Genomic DNA, 24,343 nt, shown 5'->3' on the forward strand with positions numbered 1-24,343 from the left:
AAGATATCCTCTCTGCGATCCTTGTCAAAGTTTTAACCTTGACAAGGATTATGGCAAATAAAGCTCAGAAAATTTTTAACAATCCAGCTTAATATTCATCTAAAACTATATTAAACAAAATGAAATCTCAAAATAACTCCTATTTGAGGGTCTTGTTTAAATTACCTACCTTTAAAAAAAATAAAATTTTAAATGAGAAAATCGGCTGCAATCATTTTTGCGTTTATCATTTCACAATTTCAGGCTCAGCAAGGAGCTTATTATCAGCAGGCTGCGAAGTACAAGATGGATATTGATGTCAATGCTGAAAAATTTACCTATCAGGGAAAACAGACTTTAGAATACACCAACAACTCACCGGATGAGCTGAATGTAGTGTATTTCCATCTATATTGGAATGCTTTCAAACCTAATTCCATGATGGACCAGCGAGTAGCTTCCCAAGGCAAGAATGGCGACGGAAGGCTTCAGAAAGACGGTATTTCCAGGCTGGCTTCCATTCCAAAAGATCAGGAAGGCGCTCAGAATATCCACTGGATTAAACAAAATGGAAAAGATCTGAAATTTGAAGTTCAGGAAACCATTATGAAAGTATACCTGGCAGAACCTATCAAACCGAATTCTACAACTACTTTTACGATGGACTGGGATTCTGTGATTCCTCAGCAGATCAGAAGAAGCGGAAGAAACAACCGAGAAGGAGTAGATATGACAATGACGCAATGGTATCCGAAAATTGCAGAGTACGATTATGACGGCTGGGCAACTTTTGATTATCTGGGAAGAGAATTCCATGCCCCATTCTCAGATTTTGATGTTACTATTAAAATCAACAAAGATTATGTTGTAGGAGCTGGAGGAATCCTTGAAAATCCGACAGAAGTAAAGGGCTATGATACGAATGCTAAAATAAAAACCGAAAAAGACAAGAAAGCAACCTGGAAATGGACAGCGAAAAATATTCTTGATTTTGCATGGAGTGCAGACAGAGATTATTCTGTGGAAAGCTTCAATGTTCCGGAAGGGCCAAAAGTATATCTGGTATATCAGAAAAATGATAAAACAAAAGCATGGGGTGAATCACAGCCTTATATTACCAAATATTTCCAGATCATGAATGCTCACTTTGGAAAATATGTATACCCAACATATGCATTTATTCAGGGAGGAGATGGCGGAATGGAATACGGAATGTGTACCATGATTTTAGGGGAAGCTAAAAGCGTTAAAGATTTAATGGGCTTAATGGCTCATGAAGGATCTCACTCATGGTATCAGCAGATGTTGGCTACCAATGAATCTGTACGTCCATGGATGGATGAAGGTTTCACAAGCTATGCAGAAGGTTACACGATGTATCAGTTGTTCCCTGAAGATCTGCCGAACCCTTTTGTGGAAAGACTGGATGCCTACAGAAAATTTATTAAAAAAGGAATCGAAGAACCTGCGGTTTGGCTGGGAGATCATCATGATAATGGTACAGCTTATACATATGCATCTTATGTAAAAGGTGAGTTATACCTGGTGCAACTCGGATATATTATGGGAGAGCAGAATCTTGCAGAAACTTTAAAGCAATACTATGATCAGTGGAGCATGAAGCATCCTTCAGACAGGGATTTCCTTCACATTGCACAGAAAGTTTCCGGGATGGATCTGAAATGGTTCCATAATTACTGGATCAATACTACAAAGACTATTGATTACGGAATAAAGGATGTAAAATATGATGCAAAATCTACAACCATTACCTTAATCAACAATGGTCAGGTTCCAATGCCAATTGATTTTGGAGTGATGACAACGGATAAAAAAGTTGTTACTTACCAGATTCCGTTGAATATGACTCATACATGGAAACAAAAGGATATTTATGGTGATCTTAAAACAATGCCTTACTGGCCTTGGACTCAGAAAGAATACACCCTTACCATTCCTTATACTAAATCTCAATTGTCTGTTCTGGGAATTGATTTAAGCCAGAGAATTGCTGATGTGAATATGGAAGATAATTTTGTAGAAGTAAAATAATAATTACAAAATAATATGATAAACGGCGCGGAAACTCTATTTTCGCGCCGTTTATCGTAAAGAAAGGACAAACAGGTAATGTTGATAGGCTGCAGGTATATTTTTTAAGATAGACTTAATTTATAAAGAGATCCAAGGTTAGTTTTTATAAAAATGATTAAATTTAGTCCCTCAAAATCAAGCAGGAATTTCAATTATAAATCATGAATTTCTTCTGAAAAATATATCAATGAATTCAATCGTAATAAACGTAGGAAACAGCAATATCAGATTTGGTCTTTTCAATGGCGATAATTGTGATATTTCGTGGGTAATCAATACAAAACCGTACAGAACAGCAGATGAGCTTTACGTACAGATACTGATGCTTTATCAAACCTATAAAATTGAACCAACAGAAATTGACAAAGTAATTATCGGGTCTGTAGTACCTCAGCTTACCAAGGTAATGAGCTCAGGGATTAAAAAGATTCACGGGACTACTCCTGTGATTGTTGATAGGTCAACTCCTTCAGGAGTTCAGGCGAAATCTAAGCAGATGGGAACAGATATCTATGCAAACCTTGTGGCAGCACACAATTTGTATCCAAACAGAAAGAAGATTGTCATAGATTTCGGAACTGCTCTTACAGCCAGCTGTGTCACAGAAACAGGGGAGACACTAGGAGTGATTATTGCTCCGGGAATTGTTACCTCCCTAAATTCATTGATCCATCAGACTGCCCAGCTTCCGGATATTGAACTGAAAAAACCAAAATCTGTTTTGGGATTGGATACGGTAACCTGTATGCAAAGCGGAATGGTATATGGTTTCCTGGGAATGGTAGAAGGTTTTGTAAACCGTATCAACGAGGAGGTAAATGACGATTGTTTCGTAGTAGCAACGGGAGGTGTGTCCCATATCTATAAACCCCTGACAGATAAGATTCATGTGATGGACAGGCTTCATACATTGAAAGGTCTTTATTTCCTTGGGAAAGATTTATAAATTAAAAGAGTAAGACTGGGTTGAATGCAAGTCTTATTTTACACTTAACTTTAACCTTAATAGAATGGAAAAATTTCCCATCATAGAAACCGAAAGACTTATTCTTTCACAGCTGGAAGAAAAAGATATTCCTTTTATTGTTGAATATCTTCAGCATAGGATTTTTTCTGATCTTACCTCTAATATTCCTTATCCTTATATTGAAAATGACGCCAGATCGTGGCTGAAAATGTCAAAAGAAGCTTTTGAAAACCATAGTGGATATACCTTTGGAATCCGTGATAAAGAAGGGCTTATCATTGGAGCTATCGGTCTTCATGACAGAGAAGATGATAAAGCAGAGCTGGGTTACTGGATAGGAATTCCTTATTGGAATAAAGGATATGTAACCGAAGCAGCAAGGGCAATCGTAAATTTTGGTCTTAATGAACTGGGTTTCCATAAAATATTTGCTACTCATTTTCTTCACAACCCGGCATCCGGAAGAATAATGGAGAAAATAGGAATGGAACAGGAAGCTGTTTTAAAACAGGAAATGAAAAAAGATGGGGAGTATTTTGATATAGTAAGATATTCTATTTTTAAAGACTGATCCAAGGAATATAGATACATTCCTGATTCTATAAAACAAAAGACAGAGGATACTTTAATTTTCTCTGGCTTTTTATATTACAATTATTTTCTGAACTATTGTAAAGTCTACCAAGACAAGAAGCGAATTGCTTTAATGGAAAGGGTTATCTCTTACTTTTAAAAAAATCTTTAACAATAGAAGAGCATTCGGCTTCCATAATTCCTGTAATGATTTCTGTTTTCGGATGCAGAGAAAGATGTTTGTTGATAAATCCCCTTTGTTCATCCCTTGCGCCAATCACTACTTTTGAGATCTGAGACCAGGAAAGCGCACCTGAGCACATCACACATGGTTCCATGGTTACATACAATGTACAGTCTTTTAAATACTTTCCTCCAAGGAAATTTGCTGCTGAAGTGATGGCCTGCATTTCTGCATGAGCGGTAACATCATTCAGGGTTTCGGTAAGATTGTGAGCTCTTGCGATAATCCGGTTGTTGGAAACCACAACACACCCGATAGGAACCTCATCTTTTTCCAAAGCCATTTCTGCTTCCTGCAGGGCCATTTTCATATAATATTCGTCGGTAAACATTTAATCGGTTATCGTTAAAGTTAAAGGTAGTTTGAAACGGTAGGCAGTAGGATCTCCTTTTGTCATTGCCGGAGAAAATTTTTCTGCAAGAGAATACAATGCTATCTCTGCCTGTCTGTTGAAGGTGAAATTATCGCCCTGTGCATGAACATTGCTGACTGTGCCATCTTTTTCTACAATAAAATCAACATCTGTCTTTATCATTTTTTCTAAGGAATAAACTCCGTCAACATAGAGTAGATTGGCTACTTCCTGTCTCAAAGAATTGAGCCCTCCGGGATAATCTGCAACCTTTTCTGCATCAGAAAATTTTTCAGATGAGGTTAATTTAGGATTTTTGATGGTTTGGAGGTCTTCCAGATTTCTTACTTTCAATAAAGCTCCGATCAGAGCATTATTTTCAATGCTGTCCATTTTTTTCATGAAAAAGAGAAAATCTCCTTTTATTGCTACCTTTTTATCGGTATTGGATTCAGCATCAAACTTTTTTTTGAACTCTTTATTCAGCATATTTCGGTGCTGGTTGTAATAGCTCTTTACAAGCCGGAATTCTTCTTTCTGCTGCGCAAGAAAAAAGGTAGAAATAAAGCAGCTAATGCCAACAAATAAAGTTTTCAATAAGGGTATATTTATGTAAATATAACAAAAAATATGAAATATATTTTTTATAGTCAGCTTTCAAGATAGCGGTTCAAAGATTCCTGCAAATGATTTCGGATTTCATCAACTAAACCTTTAGGTTCCAGAACGGTGACTTCTTTTCCATAAGAAAGAATTTCCTGCATAAAGTCATAAGTAGGGTGAAGGAAGAATTCAAAATAAATCTCCTCCGGAGTTTCTTTAGTCTCTTTCTGCGATTGATGAAGAGGGAAACTTCTGATATATTCTCCCTGATGACGGCTGCATTTCAATACAATATTCTGTGGTTTCTGCTCCGTCAGATTCATGACTCCGAATGCATTTTTGAAATGTTCTCTGAAATTATATTTGTATTTCTCTCTAAACTGATTTTTAGCTACGTCAAGATAGTTGATTCTATCAAGCCCGAAAGATTTTAAAGCTTTATCTTTTGTGTCAATGGCAATAAGATACCATCGGTCTTTGGATTCTTTTAAGGCTAAAGGATGAACTTTTCTGGAGGTCATCAGTTTGTTTTTGTAATTGTAATGTTCGAAACTTACCACCCTTTTATTTCGGATGGCGAAGAACAGATCATAAAAATGTTCCACACCCGTTGGTTTACGGCTTTCAAAAAAGATAAAATCTGAAAAATCCGGGTGAAGATTCAGAGCGTTACTTACCTGGAAAGATTCCAGCAATTTTTGGTTGTATTCATCCACCTCCATGATGGGGCGGCTCTCGATATAATATCGGTTGTCTCCCTTTTTCTTGTTGTGAATGGAAAGATTAAAAAGATCGGAAATCTCCCGGATATCCCTCTGAAGAGTACGGATAGAATAGCTCTTGATCTCAGCATCCTGGAATTCAAAAGAATTTAAAAGATAGTCCTCCAGCTGGGAATAGGTAGCCGGAGAACTTTCTAATCTTTTAATAATTAGGGCATATCTTGTCAGATAAAAATCTTTCTTCATTTCTTTTTTTTATGTTACAGCAGAGCTGCGTTTCATGGTAACGTTTTATAAGACAAATATATGCGGTTAATGCGACAAAACGTGTCGTGTTTTAATTTTATTATAAACTTATTGCCCGTAATCTATGAAAGAATTTATAAATAGATGAAAGTAGTAGGTGTAATTTCTGTTTTTGAAATAGGGCAATTAGAAATAACAAAAGAGGTTTTATTATTCTGTTGGTTTTCCTTGTAAATGATTTTTATAGTGTCTTTAAAATAATCTGAGATGACATTGAAAATTCCATAAATCAAAAACATTATAAAATACTTTTTTAATCTTCTTTTGTTTTCATAAAGCAATGTGTGATTTATTGGTTAATAAATTGATTGTTATATTCTGTTTTCAGTGAAACAGAATCCGTTGTACTATATTTTCAGACATAGTTCTGGCTGTCCGGCATTTTGTGAATGGTGAATTCAAAGATGTTGAGAATGTTTAATGAGATTGCTGTGTGCGTATTATTGAGAATTAAAAGTAATGCTGGACAGCGTCAGAACTTGTCGTATTTCATTATATTTAAAAAGGATCTTCTTCAAGTACACCTTCTTCAAAATCTTCTCTGAAGAAGTTTTCAATAGTGTTGAGATAGTTTTCATAATCCATCTCAGTGTTTTCGATATCGCTCCATTCTATGGTATAGAGATCTTCATCGAAGAGTATATCTGTTTTATGATCTGGTGTTTCCATGTTTTGTGTTCTAATGTGTTGGTTATATTTTGAACATATTTCAGGCTGTTCAGCATAAGTGAATGTTGAATTCAAAGGCTTTTTAAAGTTTTATGGATTGTTGTTTTGTGTCTTTCTGATACTCCAAAGGTAGTAGGGCAAAACGACAAAACTTGACGTGTTTAAAAAATATTTTCTAATTTTTAAATATAATCTTCAAAGCTTATATTGAGTTATTATAAGGCTAAAAGCTTATATTTTATTTTTGATGAGTTTTTGAACAATCTGGTTCAAAGTTTCTCTGTTGTCATCAATATAACTCAGTCCGGCCTGTATCAGATTTTCAATATTCGACCTTCTTACGTTATCCATTGCAGGAGATGCATTTTTCAGTGAAGGATTCAGGCGGTAATAGTTTTTCTGATTTCTCAAACCCAGTGTCTGGAACATCTGTTCCAACTGGTAATCTACAGTTTCTGCATTGGCAGACATCAAAATATCAATAATCGGGCTTACCCAGCCAATTTTCCCTGATTTTTGTAGCTTTTTAAAAGGATAAGGTCTGGCTTCAATTCCTGTTCCGATAGAAACAATAATCATATCATTTACACTCGGATGATTGGCTTTCTGATGGTTTTTTAAAACTTCTGCAAAAGGAATTTTTCTTGCTTCTGCATAAGCACAAAGAGCTGGATTATTGGCAAACATTCCTCCGTCAATCAGGCTGAAGATCTGTCCATACATCGATTTGATCTGCACCGGACTGAAATAGGTAGGAGCAGCCGAAGTCGCTCTACAGATATCTTTTACATAGAAGTTATCTGTGCTGAGGCTGGCTTTCCATGAGTTGAAAAGTTTTGCTCTTCTGTTTTCAATATCATAACTTGTTATTAGACATGGTTTTATTAATTCTTTTAATTCTAAATTTCCAAAAAAGTCATTTAAATTCCTTTCAAGTGATTCCTGTGGAATTTTTTCATTCAATAATCCGAATGGATTAACCAGTTTTTCCCAAAAGGAAACCTGGAAGATATCGCCGCCCTTTTCCGCATATAATTCTAATCCTTTTTGAATAGAATATTTTGCCTTTCGGGCTTCGTCGGGACATAGAATAATAGAAGCAATGAGACCTCCGGTACTGCTGCCTGCCACCAGATCAAAATAATCCCCAAGCTTTGCTGTGGGTTTATCATAATACTGGAGCTGCTCTTCTATGTAGCGTAGAATAATGCAGGTAATGATTCCTCTTATTCCGCCTCCGTCCAAAGAAAGAATGGTTGTCTTTTTCATGTTATTTTTCATTTTTTTTAAAGAAACATATGGCAACTTTAGACAAGTAAAACCAATAGATTTCCGGAAAATATCTATTGGTTTCAGCTTATTATAAGGATTGTTTTTTGGTATTTCTTATAAAACAAAGATAGACGGAGGAAGCGACAGAACTTGTCGTAATATAAATGATGATCATTAATTTTATCAAAAAACAAACCTTTAAATCAAATGGTTATGATTTTTTTTCAATAAAAGAGAACTAAAAAACAACATAATTTTGCTCGTCTCTAGGCATCTTCAGGAGCGTTCTCCAGCTTGTCTTTACAGGGCCTTTTTTAGAGGGAATATTCTTTTTTTCAAAATGAGGAAGGTCTTTGAAGGTTTTCCAGTTTCCGCCCCAGTCCCAGCCATGGCGGGCAAAGATCTTTACACACTCATACCAATCGGCAACTTTGTCATTATCCCAGTCCTTTGCCGTATCCCAGCTTGCTGTTTTGCGGCCGATCATCAGACAGATATCTACAGCAAGACCATAATTGTGGATGCTTTGCCCTGCCTTGGCATTGGTCACCTTCTTTCCTGAAGTAATTCTTCCGATCGCATAAAGCTTTTCCTGCTCCTCAAAAGATCTTAATCCCTGCGTGATCCGTATCTTGGCTCTTCCGGTAAGGGCTTCATCACATTCCTGTATAATCTGCTTTACTTCATCTCTTACCATTGGGTGAAGTTTCTGAATTCGTTCCAAGGTTACTTTGTCCATATTTCTTATTTTGTTACAGGACAAAGGTATAGCGCGGAAGCGACGGAACTTGACGTGTTTTATTTATTTCTATAACATTTTACTTGGAGTAAAAAAGATTACAGCCGTTTTAAGTATAAAAAAAATAAGAAAAAATTGTTTTTAAATTTTTAAAAATCAAATAGAATTAGTAAATATGATGCGTAAAAAACACAATGTCAAATGCATACCATCTTACCCTTTTTACTTGCCATGGTGGCAGCCATTGTATTACTCAATATGTGGGCTGTCAGATTAAAAATTGCTTATCCTATTTTACTTGTAGTATTTGGGCTTTTTGTTTCTTTTATACCCGGTTTACCGGTTGTAAAGATCAATCCGGATCTTATATTTTTTATTTTTTTACCTCCTTTATTATTTGAAGCAGCATGGTCTATTTCTTTTAAAGAGATGAAAAGATGGTGGCGTATTATCGGGAGCTTTGCCTTTCTGGTTGTTTTTTTTACAGCATTGGCGGTAGCTGTAACAGCTAATTATTTTATTCCGGGATTTACTATTGCTTTAGGATTTCTGCTGGGAGGAATAGTGTCTCCTCCTGATGCGGTAAGTACAGGTGCCATTATGAAATTTGTAAAAATACCAACTACTACATCCGCTATTCTGGAAGGAGAAAGTCTGTTGAATGATGCATCTTCATTGATTATATTTCGTTTTGCTCTGATTGCTGTAGGAACCGGACAATTTGTATGGCAGGAAGCTTCCTTAGACTTTTTATGGATGATTATAGGTGGGGCGGGAATTGGCCTGCTGCTGGCCTGGATTTTTGTTCAGGCTCATAAACGCCTTCCTACAGAACCGTCATCTGATATTGCTTTGACACTTATTGAACCTTATCTCATGTATTGGGTGGCAGAGCAGTTTCACTGTTCCGGAGTTTTAGCAGTGGTCTGTGGAGGCCTCTATATGTCAGCTAAAAGAATGATATTTTTAAACAGCAGCAGCCGTATAAAAGGATACAGTGTGTGGGAAAGTTTTGTATTTATCCTGAATGGTATTGTATTCTTAATTATAGGGCTGGAGCTTCCCGAAATCGTTGGTGGATTACGGTCAGAAGGAATTCCTTTGAAAACTGCCATCCAATATGGAATTTTGGTAACAGGTATCCTGATTGCTGCCAGAATAATAAGTGCATACGCTGCAATGGTGGCCACTTTGATTTTTCGGCCAAGTGTGGCACCACGTGCATCTTCTGCAAAAAGGCGTTTTCTGATGCCTCTTATGCTTGGATGGACGGGGATGAGAGGTGTTGTTTCATTAGCCGCTGCATTGGCTATTCCTATTACTCTTGAAAACGGGCTTCCTTTCCCCAACAGAAATCTTATCCTGTTCATTACCTTTGTTGTGATCTTGCTTACCTTACTTGTACAGGGCCTTACGCTGCCGTATATTATCAAATATGGACATGTGTTTGATGATTTTACTGATGAAGAAAAAGATAAACGGGCCAGGGAAGAAATAAAACATAAGCTGAAGCAGCACATCTATCATTTTCTTAAAAGCAAGCATGAAAACGAACTGAACAGTCATGCCGGATTAGAACGGATGCTGAAACACTGGGAAGAAAAAATAGAAGCCAATGATACCGAATGGATGAATGAAAAAGCAAAAGATATCTTTTTTGAGATGCTGGAAAGCCAGAGACAGTTTCTTGCAGAACTCAATAAAGATGTTTCTATTGATGAAAGTATAATTCGTCATCAGCTTTATCAGATTGATCTTGAAGAAGAGCGGTTAAAAATGATTTAATCTATACGAGGGGCATTGAATAATATGTTTTTTTGAAAACCAAATTAAATCACTAATACGACAAAACATGTCGCATTTAAAAATTTCATTCATTTGTTTTTCAGGTTGTTAAATATGATGTTAATTATAGTGTAAAAGATTATTTTATTCTTTAAAAGGTCTAATTTTGTATAGATATTTACTATACAATTGTCATGTATGCTCTGGTAGATTGTAACAATTTTTTTGTTTCCTGTGAAAGGACTTTAGATCCTGATCTTGAGGGCAAACCCGTTGTGGTTCTTTCCAACAACGACGGATGTGTTGTATCCAGAAGTAAAGAAGCAAAAGATCTGGGAATTCCTATGGCAGCTCCGGCATTCAAGTATAAGGAGCTTTTTCAAAAACATGATGTGAAAAGCTTTTCTGCAAAATTTGAATTGTATAATTATAAAAGCCAGCAGGTAATCAATATTGCCAAATCCTATGTTCTTGATCATGAAGTTTACAGTATTGATGAGCTTTTTCTTGATTTAACAGGATTTAAGTATATCGATATCTATGAATATTGTTTTAAAATCAAAAAAGAGATTGATGAGAAAGAAAATATTCCTGTAAGTATCGGAATTGCTCCCACTAAGACTTTATGCAAAGTTGCGAATAGAATTGTAAAAGATTTTCCGGATAATTTTAATGGAGTTTATATTCTGGATACCCCTGAAAAAATTGAAAAGGCACTGAAATGGCTTAATATCGGAGACGTTTGGGGAATCGGAAGAAGGCTGGCTGTCAAAATGAATGACAGTGGCGTTCATAAAGCTTGGGATCTTCTTCAGAAACCTGAAATATGGGTTCGAAAAATTATGGGGATTCATGGAGTAAGAATGATCAATGAACTGAAGGGAATTCGTCAGCTGGAACTGGATGCTCCTTCTCCTAAAAAATCTATAGCGGTTACCCGAAGCTTTATGCAGATGCTTACCAAAAAAGAAGAAGTAAGAGAAAGGGTAGAAACCTTTGGAATGTACTGCTCAGAAAGATTAAGAAAGCAGAATACCTGTTGTAAAATGATTACTGTTTTTGTGCAGACCAACCGTTTTAGGAAGGATCTGCCTGAATACAGAAATGCAATGACCCGGATTCTTTCCAATCCTACGAATTCATCAATCTTAATAGGAAGAGTGGTGAATGAACTTTTTGAAGCCATTTACAGAGACGGGTTTCATTATAAAAGAGCAGGAGTGATGGTGAACGATTTTGTACCCGAAGATCAGAGACAAATCAGCCTTTTTGAAGAAGATATACAAAATCAGCACCTTCCCGTGATGAAAGCTATGGATGCTATGAATAGAAAATATGGGAAGGATAAAGTCCGTCTTGGAAGCATGAGTGGTGAAAATACCTTTGGACGTGCAAAACTGTCTCCGGAATATGAAGCTTTCCTGAAAAAAAATACATTGCCGGAAGCTAACTTCAGGTTTCATTAAAACGATTCCTAATTCAAAAATTCTGTTTATTTTAGCCATTCTTACTGTATGAAAAATAAAACGACTGAGATCAATAATTTATTAGAGCAATTGTCCCAGGAAAAATTTTTCGGATATGAGTTGGTTGATTATTGGGATGGAGATACTACAGCTTTAGGATTGCAAAAAGGAAATATTGTTATCTATATTTCGGCATTCGACTTTCCCAAAACCGGCCATTATGATGTCATTATTGAAGAATCTGAGACAGGTAAAATATTGAAATCAGGAGAAAATAAATCCTATGATGAGCTTATTCATGGTCTTCATCTTTTTTCCTAATGATGCTTTCGCGATAATATTTTTCTTTAAAAATTAGAAATTCTTTAAAAATTTCCCGTAAAATAGAGTTTTAAATAGTAAAATTCCGTATTTTGACAATGCGAAATAAAGGCTTATTTGTCTTGTTCTCAGTGGTTTGCATGTTTGTGGCTTAAAGGCTGCTATTGTAGGTGACGTGCTTTTACATTTATCTTTGACCGAGAATTGTACACGTTTTAAAACCACAAAGTAAATGAAAAATCTAAGTATTTGGATGAAAGGAATATTGATTTCCTTATGCTTTACCATAAGTCATTCAAAAGCGCAAGTTGGTATTAATACCTCAAACCCTCAAACCACTTTCCATGTGGATGGAGCAAAAGATAATTCTTCATCCGGAGTTCCTTCCGCTGCTCAAACTGCCAATGATGTTGTCATCACCACTACAGGAGAAATAGGAATTGGAACATTATCTCCTGCTGTTAAAATAGATACACGGTCTGCAGCTAACACAGATAATTCAATAGGAATAGGAGAGACCAGTCAGGCTGCTCCATCAGCAGGTGGAGGCGCTGTAAGATATAATCCGCTGAATGGTGGGAAAATGCAGTACTCAGATGGTGTTGTATGGCAGGATCTTATTTCTTCTCCCACCAAAGCTGTAGTGGTAGCCAATCTTCAGGCAGCAAACTTTGCTGTTAAAATTCCTTATCAGGTTTCTACAGGTATTGCCGGATGGACGGAGATTTCTGATCCTACAGCAAACTTTACTCCAGGAACAGGTGTTTTTACAGCACCAAGAACCGGAGTATATCTTGTTTCTTTTACCTATGATTTTGTAAGAATCCCTATAGTCTCAGGCTACTTTTCGGAAGCAAGATATGTCGTGAACGGGAACAATACTGTTAAAAAATGTGTGAAATCTTTCTCCAATATTTCAAAACAGGCACAAGTTGCAGGTTCTTGTGTGGCCGGTGTTCAGCTGAATAAAGGTGATACTCTTCAGCCCTATATCTACCAGTCTGTTTATAATGGTAATCTAAGTCTGAGGACAGATCTGACTTCTGCAAGCAATGATTATGGCTTTGTAAACCTTTCTATTTTAGAACAATAACACACTTGATATGAGAAAAAAATTAGCAATGGCTTTATTCATTTGCTTTGGTATGTGGATGCAGGCTCAGATAGGAATCAATATGTCTGCCCCGGAAGGAACGGTACATATAGATGGACAGAAAAACACAAATGTCTCAATACCTTCCAGTTATTATGATGATGTAGTTATTACACCCGCCGGAAATGTAGGAGCAGGAACAAAATCCCCCAAAACAAGGCTGGACCTTAGATCCAATGAGCGCTTAAATGCAATTGGAATTGGCGGAACTTCGCAGTCTGCTTCTGCAGCAAAGGCCGGAGCGCTGAGGTATAACTCAGGAACTCAGGATCTGAGCTATTCTAACGGAACCTCATGGATCACACTGGCTCATAAGGCACCCAATGATTTTGTAGATGCAGAAAACTCTTCAGTACAAAGCTTTGCTGATGGAGTGCAGACTGCTGTTACAGGCTGGACTAAAAAAACGGATGTGAATAGCAGTTTTAATGCTGGTACAGGAACTTTTACAGCCTCAAAAACAGGCGTATATATTGTGTCCTTTACCTTTTCGCTGACTTCCGGAAGTATAGCCAATGATTCAAGGTATGAGACTTTAATTCAAACCAACTCAACGTCTTCCACCACGAATAAAGTGTTCAAATGTGTAGGAAGTTATCCCGGAACCAATACCATTGGAAACCGTGTTGCGGGAAACTGTTCAGGAATTTTTAACCTGAACCAGGGGGACAATATTACCGTAAGCCTGAATCAGAAACTGGGAAGTTCAAAAACTCTGGACACTGATGCCACACTTACATCTTTAAGTATTTTCGGATTATAAAAAGACAGATGATGAAAAAAAATTGTTTACTGGTTTTAATGACCTTAAGCTTCCAGTGTGTATTTTCACAGGTTGGAATCAATACTCCAAATCCACAGGGTATCCTGCATATTGATGGACAAAAAGATAATCCTGTTTCAGGATCGACATTTACTCCGGCTCAGCAAAGTAATGATATTCTTGTGAACAGCACTGGGAAAATAGGAGTGGGAACTCTCGTTCCGGTTACAAAAATTGACGCCAGAAATTCCGGGAACGGAGCCATTGGCTTTGGAGCTTCTTCACTTACAGCATCTGCAGCCGACGAAGGAGCCGTACGTTATAACAGTGGAGTGGAATATTCTAATGGAAATGAATGGCTTCCTTTACTCACAGCACAACCCACCAATAATAAAGTAATCGTTATTGCAGCCAAAACTAATAATAATGTAAAGCTGGCAACTCCGTCTATTCCGACAATAACTGCAGGCTTACAGAACAGGGCAAGTAATTATCTTGTAGACTGGAGTAAAACTTTTGAAAGTAATTCCGGTACAAATTTCAATGCTGCTACTGGTATCTTTACCGCGCCCCGCAACGGAATTTATGTGGCTTCTTTCACAACAGATCTTGCCCCATTAGCAATTAATTATACTACGGACCCTTTAAATCCTATTCAGATAGAAGCGATCTGGCAGCTTTATGACAATACAACAGGATTAGCGGTCACTAATATTGTAAATACGGTAAAGTGTGTCAATACCATGTCCTCCAACAGTGTAGGAAATATTGATGCAGGAAGTAATTGTACCGCCTCATTTTACATGACAGCAGGGCAGAGACTGATGCCTTATATTTGGTTTAATTTAAATAATTCAATCGTTGCCAATTTTTCATTAAATAATACCGGCGGTTATAATAATCTTACCATAGCAGAACAGTAATCAGGAGATTTCATCCAGTGTTTTGATAAATGCAGACGGATGCATCCCTGTAATCTTTTTAAACTCGAGAGAAAAAGCACTGTGAGATGAATATCCTGTGACTTCAGCAAGGTGATTGATCTTATATTTTCTGTATTGAGGTTCATTTTTTAATTGGTTGACAATATAATTGATCCTCAGATGATTGATGTATTGATTGAAATTAAATTTCTTATGTTTCTTAATAACTGCTGAAAGATATTTTGTATTGATATTCAGTGTGTTGGCAAGATTATAACGAGAAATGTTTTTGTTGTTAAAATCAAGACTTTCCTCAAATATTTTTAGTCCGTGTAATATGTTTTCCTCTACTTCAGGCGAAATTTTTATTTCTGTCGGAGTAGGGGAGTTTTTTGTCTGAATATCCTCAGATGCCTCCTGGGGATCTTCTTCATAAACCACTGGAGAAATACCTTCTTTGTAAATTTTGGCAACAGCTTCTTTATGCTTTTTACGGAGACGGATAGTATTGAAAATAACAGCTCCTAAAATAATCATCAAGATCAGACAGGCTATGATGAGGCCTTTTGAAGTAGAGTGGCTTTCATTGAGCTGCTGATGAAAATTTTCTTCTTTTTTGGATAATGTGTTGTTGACGGCCATTGCTTTGTTGTAAGCGATGCTGTCTTTTAATTTAAGATTTTCAATTTTATATTTCTCCGTGTTGGAATCGTCGTGAAGCAAAGCATAAGCTTCTTCAAGGTTTTTGGTAACCTCAATCTTTTTTTCATTGAAGCCATACTGATCTACAATTGCCAGAGATTTCTTATAATAAAGCACCGCACTGTCCGGCTTATTTTGCTTTGAAAACGAAAATCCGATATCATTAAGGACGTTTGCCCGAAGATAATAATCATTTTCTCCCACCAAAGAAAGCGCCTGTCCGAAATAATATTTTGCTTCCTTAAATTTTTTTATTTCAGATAAATTATACCCCATATTGGTATAAGCAGAGATCAAAAGCTCATTTCGTCTGGTTACATTTTTTAGCTTCTGAAATTCCCGAATGGCATTTTTAGAGTAAAACTCTTTCTCTTTATATTGATTCCTGTTAAGAAGGATCAAAAAAGAATTAAAGATCATCCCTTTCAGCTCATGTCCTTCCTCCGTATTATTGTGTTTTACTTCAGAGAGGGCATTTCGGAGGCTTGTAGAAGATTCTTTAAGCAGTCCGAGCTTTGCATATTGAGTTCCCTGCATTCTGTATGCAAGTGCTTTCCCAATATTATAATTGCTTTCGGTAGATATTTTAAGGGCCTTATCTGCAAAATCAAGACTTTTTTCAGCATCAGATTGTAAATAGCTGTTGAATGATTTCAAATAATAAGCTTTGGCAAGAAATTCAGGGAGATTTTTTTTCTGTGCTGAATCTATAATCCTATTCAGAACGATTTCCGAACTGTCCGGATTCTTGGATGAAAGAGTACGGGCATACCTGTACTGTCTCTCCAAATCAAATGCCTGAGAGAATGTAGAAATCGAAATAATAAGGAAGAAAAAGAGAATAATTTTTTTCTTCATTGTGTTTTTTGTGTTTTATTTTTTTTGGTATTTCCAGTTACGGCTTTTACCTTCCGCTATCCACTCCAAAGATTGTTCCAATCTTTTATTCCGGGTTGCTTCTGTTTTTGCTTCTGTCACCCATGCAATATATTCCTTTCTGAAGGATGGTGAAGCCTTTTCAAAAATGCTGAGTGCCTTTGGATGAGCCTTTAAAGCTGACTGAAAATAATCAGGAACTTCCATTTCTGTTTTGGAAGGTGGGGCTTTTTTCATAGTAACGCCCATATCCGTAAGTTCCATGGCTTCTTTAATTGCTTTTTTCAGCTGAGGTTTGGAGGGAAGATCTTCAAGTTTTGTTACTTTTCCTAAACTGAACATTGAGCTTCTTTCGGCTGTAGTTTCTATTTCCTGTAATGTTTTCATCTCCTGATGCAGCCAGAATCCAAGACTGCAATACTGCTTGAAAGCTGTAATAGAACAAAGGATTTTGCCTTTATACATAAACGCAGGAAACTTCCATTTGATCGCTTCTTCAGCATCAGGGCAGACTTCGTGAATCGTTTCACGGAGGTAATTTAAGATAGGTTTTGCAAAATCCGGAGATTTTTCAATGTATTCATCAACTTTTACGCTGTGTTTATCCATAGTGTTTATTGGAATAATTGTACAATTTCGTTCACAAAGAATTTTACCTGATCAGGTCTTCCTCTGTCATTTTTAGGGTTGTTGGAGTAGCTCCCGGTTTTTACAATAACGATATTGTGTTCAGGAACCATAATAATATATTGTCCCTGTAATCCCAGGAAATAATAATGTTTGATAGGATTGTCATGGTTGATCCACAGTCCCATTCCATATATGTCTTCAGACTTTTCAGTTGGAGTTCTCATTTGTTCAATGAAGTCAGCATTGAGAATCTGCTGATCCCCGGCTTTTCCATCATTCAGAAACAGCTGTCCCAGCTTAGCAAAATCTCTGGCATTGGAATGAATGCAGCAATATGTTTTTTCCATACCATAATCGTCTGTGCTCCATTTTGCATTCTGTTCCATTCCCAAAGGAATCCAGAATTTTTCCGATAAATAGCTCGCTAGGGGTTGATTCAGAGTCTTCCGGAGGGCAAAACCAAGAAGTTGTGTAGAGCCACTCTGGTATTCAAATCTTGTTCCCGGTTCTTCTTTAAATTTTCTTGAGAATACAGCTTTTACAAGGCTTTTTCCATAATAAGCTTTGGCATTGGGAAGAAACGGATTATTGTAATTTTCATCCCAGTCCAGACCGGATTCCATTTGGGCCAGGTTTTTAAGGGTAACCTGATTTCCGAATGTTTTATTTTTAAATTCCGGATAGAAATCAGAAAGCTTTTCATCAATAGTAGAGATAATGCCTTCTTCCAATGCTTTTCCCAACAACATGACAGTCACTGCTTTTGCCATCGAAAAAGAATTGGTTTGTGAAAGCTGGTTATAACCATCCCAATATTGCTCATGAAGAATTTTTCCATTTCGTATCACAACAAAAGCTGCTGCTCTGGAGCGTTTTAGGTTTTCAACTAAATGTTTAGGTAAATCTTTTTTATTGTAATCCGGATCTTCTTCCCATAGCTCAGGTTCCTCTGTGGCAATAGGGTTGCTCGGGAAAAGATTTCCGTCATCAATATATGCACTTGATTTTCCTTTAAGATAAGTTTTTGAAATACCACTAAATAAATAATCATATCCCAGAAAATAAGCCGCTGCAGCACCAGCTACCGCTCCTCCTATCATATACTTTAGTATTCTCATTTTTTCATAAATGGGTCTTTAACAAATTTAGAATAATTTGGCTATAAAAATTAAAATGAATCATCAAATACGTTATTTTTGTTCTTAATTGATGAAAACTATGACCAGAAAACTTATTGTATCGGCGTACTTCCTATTTTCAATTATGGGAATGGCCCAGATTTATAAACCGATAGATACAGCAGATTATATACAGAGACAAGCATTTTTAAAGAGTTTTGAAGGAAATAATGAAGCGACTGTAAAAAAATTGAAATCTCAGTATTCAGGGAAAACAGGCTCTGAATTATCCAAAATTTATAAAGAATTCGGAACAGACTTTCAAAAGCAGGTGAAGAATAAGGATTTTATCTTTACATCTGAATTTGAAATCAGCATACAGTCTATGATTCAGCGCCTTAAAAAGAATAATCCTAAAATTCCTCAGGACCTGAAAATTCTGATCGCAAAAGATAATACTCCCAATGCTTACTGCCTTGCTGACGGAACTTTTGTAATCAATATGGGGCTTTACAGCTGGCTCAATAATGAAGAGCAGATTGCGGCTGTGATTTCCCATGAACTGGGGCATAAAATAGAAGAACATTCCCTGAAAACTTTTTTGAAAATTATCGAACAGGATAAATTGGATAAAGTATGGGTTGAGAATATAAAATCAACTACCACCAGCCGAAGCCAGAGCCAGAATCAGAAAGCTTTTGATATCTTTAAAAATACAGTGTATAAAAAAGGGGTGGAAAAAAGACAAAGCGAAATGCAGGCGGATTCTTTGGGGTATGTTATTTTTAAAAACAGTGATTTCAAGAAGTCTGAATTTGTAAATGCACTTCAAAGACTGCAGGATTTTGATACGATCTCACCCAGAGAACTGAAAATGGAAACCTATAGAAAGCTTTTTAATCTTCCAAAGCAGGCCTTTAATGAAAAATGGATGAAGAAGGAAGATTTTTCACTGTACAATTATAATTTCTACAAAGAAAAGCTGAACAAAGATTCCCTTGCATCGCACCCTGAAGTGTCCAGAAGAATTGAGATGCTTAAAAAAACATTTACAGAACTTAAAACTCCGATTGCTCCGGAAAAACCTTCGGAACTGTTTATAACCTTAAAGAAGACAGCAAGAATGGAAATTTTGCCCAACTATTTTCACTCAGAAGATTATGGGCAGGGAATTTATGCTGCGATGCAGTTTCTTCAGGACGACGAAGAAGAAAAATACTATAAAAGCTGGCTGGGAAGATGTTTTTCCAAAATATATGAAGCGAGAAAAAGCTATAATCTGAACCGGTATCTGGATAGGATAGAACCTAAAAATCAAAGTGAAAGCTATCAGCAGTTCCTGAACTTTATGTGGAATTTAAGTCTGGATGAAATAAAGAATATTGCAGACTTTTACCAGACCAGTGAAATGATTGCGAATGTAAACTGATCTTGATAAATATTTGAAATATCAATTGGAACGGGCTTCAGCCCGTTTTTTAAATAATAGAAAACTCCACTGGCTTTAGCCAAAACTTAAAAATAAGAACCCTGATGATTCATCAGAGTTCTTATTTTATACTAGTAATTTAATTTCTCCAAACGGATCTTATTGAATTTTTCTTTTTCATTATACTCCCGAAGAAGGATATAGCCTTCTTTTCCTACATACGGAGTTACCGCATAATTATCTTTTTCGGAAATAGGAATGATCTCCTGTTTGAATTTTCCGTCAATAATGGTATTGATGAACAAATTCCATCTTTTCTGCTTTGTTACTTCATCTTTCTGATAGTCGCGGTAGAAAAATACCACGTCTTTTCCTCCATTGAGGTATTGTGAAAAGAGATAATCGCTGTTTACCCATTTTGATTTTTCTTTTTCAAAGACCTGTACATTTTTTACTTTGAAGTCTTTATCTGTATAGATATAAACAAGGTCCGTGGTTTTAGGAGCATTATATTGTCCTGCAGGTTTATATTTTTCAGACAGGATACCCACACTTCCATCGTTCATGAAGTACATGTCTTTGGTCTGAAGCATGTAACCACTTTCTACCATACCATTTCTATTGAGTTTTGGAAGGAAAGCTGAAATATTCGGCTCATAATTGATTGTTTTGGTATCTGCAGTAAAGTTTTTTTTGTCTACCAGCATTCTTGCAAATCCTACTGATTCAGAATCATCATAGTTTCTTCCCAGCAGAACCACTTTATCATCAAAATTTTTATCATTATCAATCTTTCTGTAATTGGAGTAGAAAGATTCAATATTGTCTATGGTATCATCAGATAATCCGGTTACCGGCTTGTTGGACGTTTCTTTTCCGGTTTTCATATCAAGAACCAGGAGACTGAATGATTTCTGCTTTTCATTCACTTTCTTCATGATGCAGTACATGTAATTCTCATCTCTTTCCAGAACAGATAGGGTAGAATAAATTTTCTTACTTCCGTCAGTATTGTATTTATATCTCCAAACCTCCTTTTTGTTTTCATCAAATCTCATGAGGCTGTTGTTATTTTCATACTTTCCGTAATCTTTATACTCCACGGCAAAGTAGCCGCCTTCTTTCAGCTCACCTACGGCAGAAACGTAGTTGTACCCTTTATCTTTTTTCTCATCACGGTTTTCCTTACGCTGTTCTTTCCAGCTCTTCGGTTCGTTGATTTCTTTGAAAGTACCGTTTTCCAGATAGTCATAATATATTTTTCTGGTAATAGAGTTTGTTTTAGGATCAATCACCATAGAAACAGGAGTAAATACTTCCCGGCTTTTTACCAGAGAATAATCCATCATCGAAGGTTTTAAAATAATCTGTCCTTTAAAATCGACATACCCTAAATAAGATGCAGCAGTGATATCACCTTCAAACTCTTTATTGGCAACAGGGTTGAGGTTTTTGTCCAGAATCACATATTCAAATTTTTTGGTCTTATCACCGGATTTTCCGTAAGAATATAGAGAAACGTAGCCGTAAAGATTGTCTTTATCATCGAATAAAGCATTCATTCCAACGTGATCCCCAGCGGCAAGTGTTGTCAGATCCTGGGTTTGGGAAAATGCAAATGTCTGGATCAGTCCAAACACTATGAGTGTTATTTTTTTCATGGTTAAAATTTGAGGGATAAAAATAATAAATTAACCCATATGTTGATAAAAATAAAAAAGCCCTGAACAGGGCTTTTTTTATTATAATTGAGAAAGTAAATTTCTGAAGTTCGTTTTTTCATCAATGATTCGTCTCAACTCTGAAACAGGAACTCTTTCCTGCTGCATTGTATCTCTGTCTCTGATGGTTACGGTATGATCAGTAAGAGAGTCGTGGTCAATAGTGATACAGTATGGAGTACCGATGGCATCCTGTCTTCTGTAACGCTTTCCGATAGCATCTTTTTCTTCGTAGAACAGATTGAAATCATATTTCAGATCATTGAAGATCTTTTCTGCATATTCTGCTAAACCGTCTCTCTTCATCAAAGGAAGAATGGCTGCTTTAATTGGTGCCAATGCCGGAGGTAAAGATAAAACTGTTCTTTCTGAACCATCTTCCAGTACTTCGTCTCTTAAGCAGTGAGAGAATATAGAAAGGAATAACCTGTCTAAACCTACTGAAGTTTCCACTACATAAGGAACATAGTTTTCGTTTCTTTCAGGATCAAAGAACTGAAGCTTTCTTCCTGAGAATTCTTCATGCGCCTTTAAGTCGAAATCTGTTCTTGAGTGAATACCTTCCAACTCTTTAAATCCAAATGGGAAGTTAAATTCAATATCCGCGGCAGCATTTGCATAGTGAGCCAGTTTCTCATGATCATGGAATCTGTAATTATCATTTCCTAGACCTAAAGCCAAGTGCCAGTTCAGACGTTTTTGCTTCCATTGCTCATAGAATTCAAGTTCTGTTCCCGGAGCCACGAAGAACTGCATTTCCATCTGTTCAAATTCACGCATTCTGAAGATAAACTGTCTTGCAACAATCTCGTTTCTGAATGCTTTACCAATCTGCGCAATACCGAAAGGAAGTTTATGACGTGACGTTTTCTGTACGTTTAAGAAATTAACGAAAATACCCTGAGCCGTTTCCGGTCTAAGGTAAAGATCCATAGCACTGTCTGCAGAAGCTCCCAGTTTTGTTCCGAACATCAGGTTGAACTGTCTTACTTCCGTCCAGTTTTTAGAACCTGTATCAGGATCTGCAATTTCAAGCTCCTCAATCAAAGCTTTTACATCAGCAAGATCTTCATTTTCCAGAGATTTTGCCAGTCTTGAAAGAATAGTTTCCCTTTTCGCTCTGTATTCCAGAATTTTTGGATTTGTGGCAACAAACTGATCTTTATCGAAAGCATCTCCGAATCTTTTCGCTGCTTTTTCGATTTCTTTGTTCTCTTTATCTTCAATTTTAGCGCAGTAGTCTTCCACCAAAACGTCTGCTCTGAAACGTTTCTTGGAATCTTTATTATCAATCAATGGATCGTTGAAAGCGTCTACGTGGCCTGATGCCTTCCATGTTGTCGGGTGCATCAAAATCGCCGAATCAATACCCACAATATTCTCGTTAAGCTGTACCATAGCTTTCCACCAGTATTGTTTGATATTATTTTTAAGTTCGGCCCCGTTCTGTCCATAATCATACACAGCGGATAAACCATCATAGATCTCACTCGATGGGAAAATAAAACCATATTCTTTAGCGTGAGAAATCACTTTCTTGAAAACATCTTCTTGCTTTGCCATAATTTTTACATCTGATGTGCAAAAATAATGTTTTTTATTGGGAAAATATTAATACCTGTAAGATCCTACATTAGAGATGGTCATTAAGAAGCATCCTCCTATACCAATAATAAATAAAATACCTGCAATAACAAACAGTAATATCTTTGCTATCCTGTATTTTTTTAAGGGTACAAAAAGAATTGTAGCAATCGTTATAAGAACAGCGATTACGATCAATTTTACAAAAAAACCAAAATAGTCTGTCATTTTAAAAAAAATTAAGGTAAAACCTTTTACTAATATAAACCTTTTATTTGAAATTTAATAGCGGAGCCGGGAACCTGCTTTTGCTACTCGCTTTTCTGGATTTTGCGGCGGCGAAGCCGCCGCAAAATCCAGAAAAGAGCTCAAACATACCGCTCAATCAGGGCTAAATCGGTCGAAAATTTCTACTTTTGCACCATGTTAGAAATTCTGTATCGCGACGAGCATATTATTGCCATCAACAAACCCAGCGGACTATTGGTTCATAAATCTTTCTATGCGGGAGAAGCAGATGCATATGCTATTCAGGAGTTGAAGAAACAAATTGGACAAAAAGTGTTTCCTGTACATCGGTTAGACCGGAAAACTTCGGGGGTGCTGCTGTTTACTTTAGATAAAGATACGCTTAGAATCATGAGCGAACAGTTTGCATCACGCGAAGTGGAGAAGAAATATCTGGCAATTCTCCGGGGTTGGGCAAAAGAAGAAGAGACGATTGATTATGATTTAATTAATGAAAATGAAGTTAAGCAAAATGCAGTTACATACTATCGCCGTTTGCAAACTTCGGAAATAGATTTGCCTTTTTTAAAACATCAGACTTCGAGATATTGTTTGGTAGAAGCAATCCCTGAAACGGGAAGATTTCATCAGTTGAGAAAACATTTTAAACATATTCTGCATCCCATTTTAGGCTGCAGAAAACATGGCTGCAATAAACAAAATAAGCTGTGGCTTCAAACATTTGAGATCAATAAAATGACGCTTCACGCTCATCAATTGATTTTTAACCATCCTATCTCTAACGAAAGAATTACGGTAAATGCGACTATAGATGAAGAGTTCAAAAGCATAGGGGACATCCTGAATTTTGATCTGAGTGCATACTCTTAGTTTAAAAATAAACTATTAAATCTACTAATTTCACCTGATCTCACTCCATTCAGTAATAGCGGAGATATTTCTCCACTCATTTTTTAACGCAATGTTCGCAAAGTTTAACTAATACTTGTTTTCTATTTCCGATTGCAAAGGTGCTTCGTTCAGCAAAGACTGTTGCGCGCACTTCGCTAAATGAAATGCCCTTACAAACAAAATGTTTTCAGGATGATCGGAACTTTTGCGAT

The 24,343-nt window shown here is 36.5% G+C and carries 23 protein-coding genes; 11 read left to right on the top strand and 12 right to left on the bottom strand.

The window, feature by feature from the left end:
* The first annotated feature begins 192 nt into the window (after positions 1-192).
* From FW781_RS11480 to FW781_RS11490, 3 genes are all read left to right on the top strand, one after another.
* On the top strand, positions 193-2,031 hold the full coding sequence (locus FW781_RS11480; RefSeq protein ID WP_149387562.1) for a M1 family metallopeptidase: 1,839 nt from the start codon (positions 193-195) through the stop codon (positions 2,029-2,031).
* Between the two features lie 229 nt (positions 2,032-2,260).
* Complete coding sequence (locus FW781_RS11485) at positions 2,261-3,019, top strand: type III pantothenate kinase (RefSeq protein ID WP_149387563.1); 759 nt, start codon at positions 2,261-2,263, stop codon at positions 3,017-3,019.
* A gap of 64 nt (positions 3,020-3,083) precedes the next feature.
* The gene (locus FW781_RS11490) at positions 3,084-3,611 is read left to right on the top strand and encodes a GNAT family N-acetyltransferase (protein ID WP_149387564.1); all 528 of its coding nucleotides are present in this window, start codon (positions 3,084-3,086) and stop codon (positions 3,609-3,611) included.
* 145 nt (positions 3,612-3,756) lie between these two features.
* Here FW781_RS11490 and FW781_RS11495 read toward each other — a convergent pair whose 3' ends face one another.
* The 6 genes from FW781_RS11495 to FW781_RS11515 form a co-directional block, all read right to left on the bottom strand.
* Positions 3,757-4,188 (bottom strand): nucleoside deaminase, encoded by a 432-nt coding sequence (locus FW781_RS11495; protein WP_149387565.1) that lies wholly within the window; start codon positions 4,186-4,188, stop codon positions 3,757-3,759.
* Complete coding sequence (locus FW781_RS11500) at positions 4,189-4,806, bottom strand: hypothetical protein (protein WP_228720188.1); 618 nt, start codon at positions 4,804-4,806, stop codon at positions 4,189-4,191. It lies immediately after the preceding gene.
* Between the two features lie 53 nt (positions 4,807-4,859).
* Positions 4,860-5,780 (bottom strand): helix-turn-helix transcriptional regulator, encoded by a 921-nt coding sequence (locus tag FW781_RS11505; protein WP_149387566.1) that lies wholly within the window; start codon positions 5,778-5,780, stop codon positions 4,860-4,862.
* A 558-nt stretch (positions 5,781-6,338) separates the two neighbouring features.
* Positions 6,339-6,509: a hypothetical protein gene (locus tag FW781_RS22430; protein WP_172625711.1), complete on the bottom strand. Its 171-nt coding sequence runs from the start codon at positions 6,507-6,509 to the stop codon at positions 6,339-6,341.
* Between the two features lie 231 nt (positions 6,510-6,740).
* Positions 6,741-7,778, bottom strand: a complete 1,038-nt coding sequence (locus tag FW781_RS11510) for a patatin-like phospholipase family protein (RefSeq protein WP_149387567.1) — start codon at positions 7,776-7,778, stop codon at positions 6,741-6,743.
* A gap of 241 nt (positions 7,779-8,019) precedes the next feature.
* Positions 8,020-8,520 (bottom strand): M15 family metallopeptidase, encoded by a 501-nt coding sequence (locus tag FW781_RS11515; protein WP_149387568.1) that lies wholly within the window; start codon positions 8,518-8,520, stop codon positions 8,020-8,022.
* Positions 8,521-8,721: 201 nt separating this feature from the next.
* Between FW781_RS11515 and FW781_RS11520 the strand changes: the two genes are divergently transcribed.
* The 6 genes from FW781_RS11520 (at position 8,722) to FW781_RS11545 (ending at position 14,931) form a co-directional block, all read left to right on the top strand.
* Positions 8,722-10,305 (top strand): Na+/H+ antiporter, encoded by a 1,584-nt coding sequence (locus tag FW781_RS11520; RefSeq protein ID WP_149387569.1) that lies wholly within the window; start codon positions 8,722-8,724, stop codon positions 10,303-10,305.
* Between the two features lie 194 nt (positions 10,306-10,499).
* The gene (locus tag FW781_RS11525) at positions 10,500-11,771 is read left to right on the top strand and encodes a Y-family DNA polymerase (RefSeq protein WP_149387570.1); all 1,272 of its coding nucleotides are present in this window, start codon (positions 10,500-10,502) and stop codon (positions 11,769-11,771) included.
* A 48-nt stretch (positions 11,772-11,819) separates the two neighbouring features.
* Positions 11,820-12,092: a hypothetical protein gene (locus tag FW781_RS11530; RefSeq protein ID WP_149387571.1), complete on the top strand. Its 273-nt coding sequence runs from the start codon at positions 11,820-11,822 to the stop codon at positions 12,090-12,092.
* Between the two features lie 232 nt (positions 12,093-12,324).
* Positions 12,325-13,185: a complement C1q domain-containing protein gene (locus tag FW781_RS11535; protein WP_149387572.1), complete on the top strand. Its 861-nt coding sequence runs from the start codon at positions 12,325-12,327 to the stop codon at positions 13,183-13,185.
* A gap of 10 nt (positions 13,186-13,195) precedes the next feature.
* Positions 13,196-14,008: a hypothetical protein gene (locus FW781_RS11540; RefSeq protein ID WP_149387573.1), complete on the top strand. Its 813-nt coding sequence runs from the start codon at positions 13,196-13,198 to the stop codon at positions 14,006-14,008.
* An 11-nt stretch (positions 14,009-14,019) separates the two neighbouring features.
* Complete coding sequence (locus tag FW781_RS11545) at positions 14,020-14,931, top strand: hypothetical protein (RefSeq protein WP_149387574.1); 912 nt, start codon at positions 14,020-14,022, stop codon at positions 14,929-14,931.
* On the opposite strand, the gene FW781_RS11550 is transcribed toward FW781_RS11545, so the two are convergent.
* Genes FW781_RS11550 through FW781_RS11560 form a run of 3 tightly spaced genes read right to left on the bottom strand, consistent with a single transcriptional unit; the run spans position 14,932 to position 18,257 of the window.
* Positions 14,932-16,491, bottom strand: a complete 1,560-nt coding sequence (locus FW781_RS11550; RefSeq protein WP_149387575.1) for a helix-turn-helix domain-containing protein — start codon at positions 16,489-16,491, stop codon at positions 14,932-14,934.
* A gap of 15 nt (positions 16,492-16,506) precedes the next feature.
* Entirely contained in the window at positions 16,507-17,118 is a 612-nt protein-coding gene (locus tag FW781_RS11555; protein ID WP_149387576.1) for a YdeI/OmpD-associated family protein, read from the bottom strand.
* A 5-nt stretch (positions 17,119-17,123) separates the two neighbouring features.
* Positions 17,124-18,257: a serine hydrolase domain-containing protein gene (locus tag FW781_RS11560; RefSeq protein WP_149387577.1), complete on the bottom strand. Its 1,134-nt coding sequence runs from the start codon at positions 18,255-18,257 to the stop codon at positions 17,124-17,126.
* Between the two features lie 100 nt (positions 18,258-18,357).
* Here FW781_RS11560 and FW781_RS11565 point away from each other — a divergent pair, with 100 nt between their 5' ends.
* The gene (locus FW781_RS11565; protein WP_228720189.1) at positions 18,358-19,686 is read left to right on the top strand and encodes a M48 family metalloprotease; all 1,329 of its coding nucleotides are present in this window, start codon (positions 18,358-18,360) and stop codon (positions 19,684-19,686) included.
* Positions 19,687-19,817: 131 nt separating this feature from the next.
* Here the strand turns inward: FW781_RS11565 and FW781_RS11570 are convergent, their stop codons facing one another.
* From FW781_RS11570 to FW781_RS22435, 3 genes are all read right to left on the bottom strand, one after another.
* Positions 19,818-21,347 carry a hypothetical protein gene (locus FW781_RS11570; RefSeq protein WP_077413417.1) on the bottom strand — a complete coding sequence of 510 codons (1,530 nt, stop codon included), beginning with the start codon at positions 21,345-21,347 and terminating at the stop codon, positions 19,818-19,820.
* An 81-nt stretch (positions 21,348-21,428) separates the two neighbouring features.
* Positions 21,429-22,970 carry a glycine--tRNA ligase gene (locus FW781_RS11575; RefSeq protein ID WP_149387579.1) on the bottom strand — a complete coding sequence of 514 codons (1,542 nt, stop codon included), beginning with the start codon at positions 22,968-22,970 and terminating at the stop codon, positions 21,429-21,431.
* A 48-nt stretch (positions 22,971-23,018) separates the two neighbouring features.
* On the bottom strand, positions 23,019-23,219 hold the full coding sequence (locus tag FW781_RS22435) for a hypothetical protein (RefSeq protein ID WP_172625712.1): 201 nt from the start codon (positions 23,217-23,219) through the stop codon (positions 23,019-23,021).
* A 195-nt stretch (positions 23,220-23,414) separates the two neighbouring features.
* Here FW781_RS22435 and FW781_RS11580 point away from each other — a divergent pair, with 195 nt between their 5' ends.
* Positions 23,415-24,110 (top strand): pseudouridine synthase, encoded by a 696-nt coding sequence (locus FW781_RS11580; RefSeq protein ID WP_149387580.1) that lies wholly within the window; start codon positions 23,415-23,417, stop codon positions 24,108-24,110.
* Positions 24,111-24,343 lie beyond the last annotated feature (233 nt).

It is taken from the genome of Chryseobacterium panacisoli (genome assembly GCF_008274625.1).
Taxonomy (GTDB): domain Bacteria; phylum Bacteroidota; class Bacteroidia; order Flavobacteriales; family Weeksellaceae; genus Chryseobacterium; species Chryseobacterium panacisoli.